This is a genomic window from Stieleria sp., assembly GCF_041595215.1.
GTDB lineage: Bacteria > Planctomycetota > Planctomycetia > Pirellulales > Pirellulaceae > Stieleria > Stieleria magnilauensis.
In genome coordinates, this window is record NZ_JBFHKV010000221.1 from 1 (window position 1) to 9428 (window position 9428).

Annotated in this window: 8 protein-coding genes and 1 pseudogene; 6 read left to right on the forward strand and 3 right to left on the reverse strand. The window is 58.7% G+C overall.

Annotated features, from left to right (window positions below; all coding sequences use genetic code 11):
• Together ABX749_RS10930 and hemW are read left to right on the forward strand one after the other, a co-directional pair.
• A pseudogene (locus ABX749_RS10930) lies at positions 1 to 498 on the forward strand (hypothetical protein); the annotation flags it as partial.
• 91 nt (positions 499 to 589) lie between these two features.
• A complete protein-coding gene (gene hemW, locus ABX749_RS10935) occupies positions 590 to 1735 on the forward strand; it encodes a radical SAM family heme chaperone HemW (protein WP_372896011.1) in 1146 nt (381 codons plus the stop codon).
• Positions 1736 to 1777: 42 nt separating this feature from the next.
• Here the strand turns inward: hemW and ABX749_RS10940 are convergent, their stop codons facing one another.
• On the reverse strand, positions 1778 to 3406 hold the full coding sequence (locus ABX749_RS10940) for an ATP-binding protein (protein WP_372896012.1): 1629 nt from the start codon (positions 3404 to 3406) through the stop codon (positions 1778 to 1780).
• A 237-nt stretch (positions 3407 to 3643) separates the two neighbouring features.
• The gene (locus ABX749_RS10945) at positions 3644 to 4603 is read right to left on the reverse strand and encodes a ZIP family metal transporter (RefSeq protein WP_372896013.1); all 960 of its coding nucleotides are present in this window, start codon (positions 4601 to 4603) and stop codon (positions 3644 to 3646) included.
• A 168-nt stretch (positions 4604 to 4771) separates the two neighbouring features.
• Between ABX749_RS10945 and ABX749_RS10950 the strand changes: the two genes are divergently transcribed.
• From ABX749_RS10950 to ABX749_RS10965, 4 genes are all read left to right on the forward strand, one after another.
• Positions 4772 to 5215 (forward strand): Fur family transcriptional regulator, encoded by a 444-nt coding sequence (locus ABX749_RS10950; protein ID WP_372896014.1) that lies wholly within the window; start codon positions 4772 to 4774, stop codon positions 5213 to 5215.
• 74 nt (positions 5216 to 5289) lie between these two features.
• Positions 5290 to 5544, forward strand: coding sequence for a DUF6868 family protein (locus tag ABX749_RS10955; protein ID WP_372896015.1), 255 nt, complete (start codon positions 5290 to 5292; stop codon positions 5542 to 5544).
• 521 nt (positions 5545 to 6065) lie between these two features.
• Complete coding sequence (locus ABX749_RS10960) at positions 6066 to 6800, forward strand: alpha/beta fold hydrolase (RefSeq protein ID WP_372896016.1); 735 nt, start codon at positions 6066 to 6068, stop codon at positions 6798 to 6800.
• Positions 6769 to 8979, forward strand: coding sequence for an RND family transporter (locus tag ABX749_RS10965; RefSeq protein WP_372896017.1), 2211 nt, complete (start codon positions 6769 to 6771; stop codon positions 8977 to 8979). The genes ABX749_RS10960 and ABX749_RS10965 overlap by 32 nt, the downstream gene beginning before the upstream one ends.
• Positions 8980 to 9008: 29 nt before the next feature.
• Here the strand turns inward: ABX749_RS10965 and ABX749_RS10970 are convergent.
• Positions 9009 to 9428, reverse strand: a 420-nt coding sequence (locus tag ABX749_RS10970; RefSeq protein ID WP_372896018.1) for a serine hydrolase, incomplete at its 5' end; no start/stop codon positions are given.

Here is a 9428-nt window from a genome sequence, read left to right on the forward strand (position 1 = left end):
AACGGCGACTCCAAGCAAGCCGCCAACGCCCTCGATGCAATGGCCGACCAACTCGGTGACATGCAGCAAGAGATGAGCGAACTGCAAGACCTGGAAGACGCGATGAACGACCTGTCGCAATCCAAAGAACAAATGCGCTGCAGTTCCTGTGGCGGTGCCGGTTGCCAACAATGCCAAGGCATGGGAATGGGCATGGGCGAAGGCGACAAACCCGGTGACGGACTCGGCGAAGGCGCCGGACAAGGAGACCGGCCGGAAGAAGAAGGCGATACCAACACCTACGAGACTCAGGTCCGCGGCCAAGTCAAGAAAGGCAAGGCCGTGATCTCCGGTTTCGCCGACGGTCCCAACCGCAAAGGCATCAGCCGCGAAGACGTCAAACGCGCGATCGAAAGCTCGTTCAGCGAAGAAAGCGATCCGCTGGAGAACCAGCAACTGCCCCGCACCGAACGTGAGCACGCCATGGATTACTTCAACAAGCTCCGCGCCGGGGAATAAGCGGAAGTGATGTAAGCATCTTGCTTGCCAGACAACGTCACCGCAAGCTGGAAGCGTACGCCACGATTCGCAAGCTGGAAGCTTACGTCACATGGATTGGCCCACTCCTCGATCCGCGTATGTGCATGTGCCGTTCTGTCGGCACCGATGCGGGTACTGCAATTTCAGTGTCGTCGCCGATCGCGATGACTTGATGCAGCGTTACCTCGCGGCGATCGATCACGAACTGGAACAGATTGCCCAACGACTGCAACGTGTCCCGATCATCGACACCTTATTCGTCGGTGGCGGGACACCGACGCATCTGCCCAACGCCCTGCTGGAAACGTTTCTCCTGTCGCTTCGTCGCCGATTCGAACTCTCCGAGGGTTTTGAATGGACGATGGAAGCGAATCCAGAGGACATCACCGCGGAAAAGCTAGCGATGCTGTCCGAATTCGGCGTCAACCGCGTCAGCCTGGGCGTTCAATCGTTTCAGGATCGCAAGCTGGCGGTGCTGGAACGAAGTCACTCGGGGCAGTCGGCCGAGGCGATCGTTCAGCAGGTCGCCGACACGATCCCCAATGTCTCCATCGACCTGATCTTTGCCGCCCCCGGTGAATCGCTCTCCAGCTGGGCGCGGGACCTTCGCACCGCCACAGCCCTTCCGATCAGGCATGTCTCGACGTACTCGCTGACGTACGAGAAAGGCACGTCGTTCTGGACCCGTCGTCGCCGCGGTGATCTGTCCGCAGTCGACGAATCGGTGGAAATCACGATGTATGACCTGAGCCGCCGCGTCTTAGCCGAGGCGGGTTTGACGCACTATGAAATCTCCAACTTCGCGAAACCGGGCTTTCGTTGCCGGCATAATCTGGCGTACTGGCGGGGCGATGGCTGGTTCGCCGCCGGTCCCGGTGCCGCCGCCTTCATCGATGGCGTGCGGGCCACCAACCATCGCAGCACCACGACCTATTTGAAGCGGATCGAAAATGGCGACAGCGCGATCGCGGAGTCGGAAACGATCTCAGCGGCCGAAGCGGCACGGGAAGGTGCCGCGTTCGGCGTCCGGATGATCGACGGAATCGACCTGCAACAACTGCACTCACGCACCGGCATCGCCATCGAAACCCTCTGCGCCCAGCAGCTCAACGAACTTCAATCGCAAGGCTTGATCGATCGCGACGGCCATCAGATCAAGTTGACCCCGCGAGGCATCCACTTCGCCGACACCGTCGCATCGGAACTGTTAGGTTAACCGCCCGCGCAACCGATTGCCAACGAGGCTCCTGCCCCTTTCTCAATCCGCCTGAACTTCCGACTTCACATCCGAGAGGGCACCGCGCAACTTCTCGGCAGAGACTGGCTTGTTGAGGTGCATGTCGAAACCCGCCGCCTTCGCAGCCTCAGCTTCGCTACTTAAGGCCTCTCCCGTGACCGCGACCAGGGGCACCGAAGCGACCCGATCATCCGCACGCACTTGTCTGGCAAATTCGTGGCCATCGATTTCGGGCATTTGAATGTCAGAGAAAATGACGGACGGTGCCCGCCTGCTAATCTCGTCCCACGCTTCTTTGACACTAGAGGCCGCCCGTACGCGATGCCCTTCTGCCTCGAGCAAACATCGCAGAACATATCTGTTGGCTGACTGGTCGTCGACAACCAGAATGTCCAGCGGCAAATCGCAGGTCTGTCCAGATTCCACCGAGTCAGCTTGGCTCAAGGATATCGGCTCTCCCGTCGAGGGTAATCGGACGGTCGCACGACATCCGCTCCCCCGCCCTTGGCTGGCCATCGCAATTTGTCCATCATGCAACTCGACGAGTCGGCGGACGAGGGAAAGTCCAATCCCGAGTCCGCGCTGTCGTGATCGGGCGGACGGGGCCTGATGGAACAAATCAAACACCCGTTTCAGTTCTTGTTCGGAAAGTCCGATTCCGTCGTCAGAGACAACGAGGCAGCCCTGATCGCTAGCACTGAAAACCTCAACCTGAATGTTTCCATGCTTCTGAGTGTAACGGCAAGCGTTGGTTAAGAGATTGGTCACAACCTGGATCAATCGAGACTGATCGGCATAGACCCAGCAGGGGCGTTCATCACCCAACACCGTCAAACTCAACGATTTTGTTTTGAGCGAGTCTTGGATGGTTTCTGCAGAATGACGTACAATGCTCACTAAGTCGCAGGGACCGCGTGACAACTTAATTTTCCCTCGCTCGATACGAGAGAGATCCAGCAACTCATCAACCAGGCGAGTCAGTTGCCGGGATTGCTGCAACAGCACGTTGTACATCTCTTGTTGTTCATTCTCGCCAACCTGACCATTTGCCAACAACTGTGCGATGCCCAACACCGGCGTCATTGGGTTTCGCAGCTCATGCGACAACTCGGCCATGAACACGCTCTTACGCCTCGACACTTCGGTCGCATCGTTCAGTTGCTGAAGCAACCGCAGTTCGGTTTCAAGCGAACGGCAAACATCAGTGAGAGATTCCACATCGGCTTCGGTCCAATCACGAGGTTCGGTATCGATCGCACAAAGCGATCCGACGCAATATCCACCTTCAACGAAGATCGGTATTCCAAGATAGGCTCGAACCCCTAATTCGGAGACCGCCAAATTGTTTCGCACTAATGGATCGTTGGTCGCGTCGACAATAATCAACGGCTCGCCGCGATTGACGCAGTGTTGACAGAACGAGTGCGAAAGCGGTGTCTGCCTCTCGGCGTCCCAAGGTGGCGGCAATCCAATGCAACTCTTAAAAAATTGGCGGTGATCATCCACCAGCGAGACGAGCGCGACCGGGACATCGAGTAGCTTCGCCACCAAACGAGTGAATCGATCGTAGATCGGATCAGGTTCGCTATCGAGCAACCCAAGAGCCTGAAGAGAAGCAAGCCGCCCGGCATCGTCAAGGGATTGGCGCATTCAGTTACATCCATTCATGTCGTTAGTGATCCGTACCATTCTAGTGAAAGGTATGGAATATGTCGTAACAAAACTGGACGACAAGGCACGCCCCCCGCCGAGAGGAACACGCAACCGATTAGCGTTTCCACGGACCGGTCCAAACGCCCTAGGCAGAAGGTAGATTGGTCGAGGCAAGCCCCCGGCCCGCCCAGATGGGCCCTGTCCATTGTCCATGGGTTAAACCTTGTGCATGGGTCAATAATGATGGTCGTGTTCGGCGGTGCCGTCGGGGCTGTGGTCGTGGGTGTGGCCGGGTAGGTTTTCGATGCCGATTGCGACGACGACACCCAACAGCAATGCGATCGTCAACTTGACGCGGTCATGGTCGTGAAAGGCCACTTCGGGTAGCAGATCCGCCAGCGCGATGCAGATGAAGAAACCGGCCGAGATCGCCAAGCCCCAGCCCAGAATCCCGGTGCCCTCTAACACCGTCGTTGCCCCCAGGTACATCAAAAATGCCCCCAGCGGGCAGGCCAACGAAAACAGCATGCTGACCAGTCGCTGTGCGGCCGACGACCAACCCTGCTTGCTCATCACCGACGTGATCGCAAACGAATCGAGCGGAATGTGTAGCGCGATCACCAAAAACGTACCGATGCCCGCCAGCCCCATCCAGGAACCGTGGGACGCGTCGGCGATCACGCTGCTGGCCAACGCGACGCCGTCGATCAGCGTGTGCAGTGCCAGACCGAAAAAGACGCCGGCCCAACCGAACCGCTTCGGCTTGGCCGAGTGGTCGTGACCGTGGTCGTCGTGGTGATGGCCGTCGTGGTGGTGGCCGTCGCAGTGATGCTCGTGCTCGCCCGCCTGCTCACCCACCGGACCGTCGGTTCCAGCGGCCGGACTGTCGGCACCGTTGGCGAAGCTTGATTCGCGGGTACCGTGATCGTGCGTGTGGAACAGTCGGATCAGCAAGAACATCGAAATCAGACCGAGCAGCGCGCCCATCCCGGTCATCGAAGACGATCCCAGGATCTCACCGGCATGTGGCAGCAAATGCAGCATCGCGATGCCGAGCATCAACCCGCCCACAGCGCTCATCAAGAGCTGCGTTCGGAGGTGCGTCATGCGGATCAGATCAGACAGCCGTCCACCGGTGTTGGAGGCGACGAAGATGAACACGCAATAGACGAACAGAAGTGAAACGGGCGACATGGCTGGAACAACAGAGAATGGGGTTGACCGGCGAAATGGTACGCCAACCGGCCGGCTTCGCCTATGGGTAACACGAGTGCACTTGCAACCGCATTGCAACTGGGTACGATCTAGTTTGACAGCGTCCTTTTGGCATCGTTCCCCGGCCGAACAACAGAAATCAAAGCGATGACTGCACCGAATGATCCCGTCAAGGACGAAATCCGTCGATCCGGGCTGCGCGCCACACCGGCTCGCCTGGCGACGCTGTTGTTGCTGCGCGAGTCGACTTCGCCGCTGACGCATGCCGAAGTGTCCCAGCAGCTCGCCGACAGGGGGATCGACCGGGCGACGGCGTTCCGCAATCTCAACGACTTGGCCGAAGTGGGATTGCTGCGTCGCACCGAACTCGGCGATCACGTCTGGCGATTCGAAGCGGTCCGTGGCCAACCCCAAGACGACACCGGTCACCCGCACTTTCTGTGCGTTGATTGCGGCACGGTGTCCTGCTTGGACGACGTGAAACTGACCGCGGGCAGTCTGCGACAGAGCGCAAAGATCGGCGAGATCACAGAAATCCTGCTGCGCGGTCACTGCAACGGTTGCGGCGACACGTCAGCGACACGCCAATAATCAGCGACACGCCAAGAAGTTGGCTGGCGGAAACCGAGCGAACCAGCGTTCGCGTTCAATCCATCAATCAGAGAATGACCATGACATCGTGGGAAATCGTACTTGCGGCGCTCGGCTGGTGCACGCTGATCAATCTGGGCATGTTGACGTTCAGCACCGTCATCGTGGTCGGTTGCGAAAAATCCGTCGGGCGGCTGCACCAAAAGTGGTTTCATTTGGAATCGCATGAAATCCGCCAGGAGTACTTTCGCTACTTGGCGAATTACAAGCTGCTGGTACTGGTTTTCAATCTGGTGCCGTATCTGGCGTTGCGGCTGGCGATCCCCTAGCGGCTGCGGTGTAGAGCATTGATTCCCACGTTTTCCGCTGCGATTCGCCAATTGTTTCGATTGGCCGGATGAATCCTTCAGGAATCCGCGGCAAACTGACGTTTTGCACGACAAAGACTGTTTCTTTTGGCTCAGTAAAGGCGAAAAAGGGTGATGGATCCGCTCCCATCGAGGCCGAGCCCGGGCCCTGCGATCGGGTGGGCTCAAACGCTTAGGAAGGTGCTGTGCCCCTTGGCCACCCGATTGTGACGGAATGACCCCAATCAATGGTTTTGGGCAGGAGATCGGGGGCTCTGGGGATAAAATTTCCAGTCCCTCGGAAAAAACGGATTCGACCAACATCATGATTGCAGCTAAAATGCCGGCCGCAGGAAGCGCCCGTTCACGTCTCCCCGGCGATTGAACGATATCCCAAAGGATTCGCTTCAACGTCAAGGATTGCATTGTCTGTGCTACTCAATCGCTCATCTCCTTCTAAATCAATGACCACTGCCAGGATCGACCCTGCCGGGATTGTTGAGATGGGTACAGGGGACGAAACCGTGCTGTTTCTGCACGGCTTATTTGGAACGCCCGAACACTGGCGGCAGGTGATGGAGCGACTGGCTGATCGCTATCGCGTGATCGCCCCCCAGTTGCCGGTCGACCCCCAACCCGGCCGTCGCCAGCACGGGATCAACGCGATCGCCGATTTGAGCGATCAGGTCGCCGATCTCGTCGAAACGCTTCAAATTGATCCCTTTGTGATCTGCGGCAATTCCCTGGGCGGGTTGGTGGCAATCGACCTCTGTGCCCGCCGCAAAGACTTTGCCAAAGGTCTGGTGCTTGCCGGCAGCGCCGGGTTGTTCGAAAAGAACCCGATCGGTGGCATGCGGCCCAAACCCTCGCGCGAATTCGTCAAGAAAACGGTTTGTGGCATCGTCCACAAGCAGGAATTGGTGACCAATGAACTGGTCGACGATTGGCATTCCTCCATCCAAGACCGCGACTATGTCCGCTTCGTCTTGCGAGTCTCCCGCGCCACCCGCGATCGATCGGTCGAAAAAGAGCTGACCAAGTTGGATCTGCCGACGATGATCATCTGGGGCCAGGAAGACTCGATCACGCCGCCGGAGACCGGTCGCGAGTTCCAGCGGCGGATCAAGGGATCGAAGCTGCAATTCATTCAAGACTGTGGGCACGCGCCGAACTGGGAACAACCCGAAGCGTTTGCCGAACTGCTGGATGAATTTCTTCCGACCTGCTTTGCTGACTGAAATGACGCGATACGCCATCGCGATCGTTTTGTTGGCTGTGATTTCGTTTCCGCTGATCGGCTACGGCGCCCTCCGGGCGCTCAAGAGCACATCGAACGATCCCCGGCAATGGCTTCCCCAGTCCTTCGCCGAAACGGACACCTACGACTGGTTTCAAAGTCACTTCGGCACGGACGAATTCGCCGTCGTCAGCTGGCCGGGTTGCGATCTGGACGACCCGCGCGTCGGGCAACTCTCCCAAGCGCTGCTGAACACGGCATTCTTTGATCGCGTGCGGACCGGTCAGAACGCGATCGAGGAGTTGATGTCGCCGCCGCAGAATTTTTCTCGCACCGCAGCCATCAATCGCCTGCGACGCATTCTGATCGGCGCTCAGGACACGACGACCTGCCTGGTGCTGACCACCTCCGTCGCCGGTCAAGCCGATCGCAGTGCGGCGGTACAAGAAATCGAAACCCTGGCCTGGGACGTTTGCCAGTTGCCGGCCGCAGAATTGAAATTGGCCGGTCCGACAGTCGATGCCGCGATGATCGACGCCGAAAGCCGGAAACTGTTGTTCGGCCTGGCCGGACTCTCCGCGCTGGTTTCCTTTTTGGTCGCGACGCTGCGGATGCGCAGTATTCGACTGGCGATTTCGGTTCTGCTGGTCGCGGTCTACAGCACCGCAGTGTCGCTGGCGATCCTGTACTTCAGCGGCGGCAAGATGAACTTGTTGATGACGATGCTGCCACCGTTGATCTATGTGTTGACGATCTCTTCGGCGGTGCATTTGGCAAACTACTATCGCGACGCGGCGCGGGGGCCATCGTCACCGGTTCCCGCCGCGATCCGAGCCATCGGCCAGGGTTGGTTGCCCTGTTCGCTGGCCGCGATCACCACGGGCATCGGCCTGATCTCGTTGATGCTCAGCAAGATCGAGCCGATCCAAAGTTTTGGCTTCTATTCCGCGCTGGGTGTCGTGGCCAGCGTCATCGTCCTGTTTCTGTTGCTGCCCTCGGCGCTGTATCTGTTTCCCCCCAAGCCCGAAACCGAATCGGATCGCCCATCGGCCGACGATTCACCCAAGAAAGGCAACGCGTTTATCGATGCGATCCTCAATCACCACGCGTTCTTTGCACTGGCTTGCTTGGCATTGATGTTGTTGTGCGCCTCGCGCATTCCATCGATTCAATCAACGGTCAAACTGCAAGACCGCTTTCTCCCCAGCAGCGATGCGATCGCCGATTACCGTTGGCTGGAAGAGCGCATCGGACCGATGGTGCCACTGGAGGTCGCGATCCATTTTGACAAAGACGACCCACGCGATCGCGTCGAGCAGATCCAATTGGTGGCGAGGGTCCAGAGCAAAATTCAATCGCTCGACGAGCCCGTGGCGACCCTGTCGGCTTTCAATCTGTCTCCGCGACTTCCCTCGGGTCACAGCGTTCGCGACATCGTCCAACGCAAGGTGATCAACGGCCAGCAAACCAAACAACGCCTGATCGAGACGAAGTACTTGAGCGACGGCGAAGACCAAACGCTTTGGCGCATCTCAGTGCGTGCCAACGCCATCGGCGATTTGGACTACGGGATCTTTGTCGAACAAATCCGGGCAGCGGTTACACCCCTGCTGGCCGAAGAGAACGTCCAAGGCACGTTCACCGGTGTGATCCCGCTGATCTACAAAGCCCAACGTCAATTGCTGTTGGATTTGTTTCGCAGTTTCCTGGTCGCCTTCGCCGTCATCGCCGTCGTGTTGCTGGTAGTGCTGCGAAACATTTGGGCAACCTGCTTGGTGATGTTTCCGAATATCTTTCCCGCCGTGATCGTGTTCGGCGGTATCGAGTGGATGAACATTCCCGTCCAGATCGGCTCGGTGATGACGGCAAGTGCGGCACTTGGGATTGCGGTCGATGACACCGTCCACCTGCTGACTTGGTTCCGCCGCGGTCTGGACCAAGGGCTGTCGCGCCGACAAGCGATCGAAAGCGCGTTTTCGCGATGCTCCGGTGCGATGGTGCACACGACGCTGATCTGTTCGTGTGGATTGATCGTGTTCGCGCTCAGCACGTTCGTGCCGATCCTGCACTTCGCCTGGCTGATGGTCTTCCTGCTCGCCTCGGCGCTACTGGGCGACCTGGTGCTGCTGCCGGCGATCTTGGTCGGACCGCTGGGCCGCTGTTTTGAGAAAAAGCGGTAGCTCGTTAACAGTCCACCGTCGCTGCACCGCTACGCCACCTTCACATCCGACGGTACCCGGCGCGTTTGGATCGCGCCGATGCATTGATAGACGGCTTGGCGGACGGCCCGTTCGCGCGGGTCGTCGAAGATCCGGAAGCTCATCGTGTTGGTCAAGTACGCAAAGGCTAACTGCTTGGACGGATCCGCCATGCCAAACGATCCGCCCGCCCCGGGGCAACCGAAGGCTTGGTCATCGGCGCCGAAGCGGAATCCGTCACTGGGCCGAGAAAACCCGAAGCTGTAGTTGGTGTCGATCTTCAAGACGGCGTCTCGCGAGCCGCGCGAGGGTTGCACCGGCGGGGCGACCAATTCCTGCATCGTCCCGGGCGTGATTCCCAACCGCCGACCGCCCCGCGCCAAGACGTCGTAGACTTTGGCGACGGCACGCGCCTGACCGAATCCGTTGGC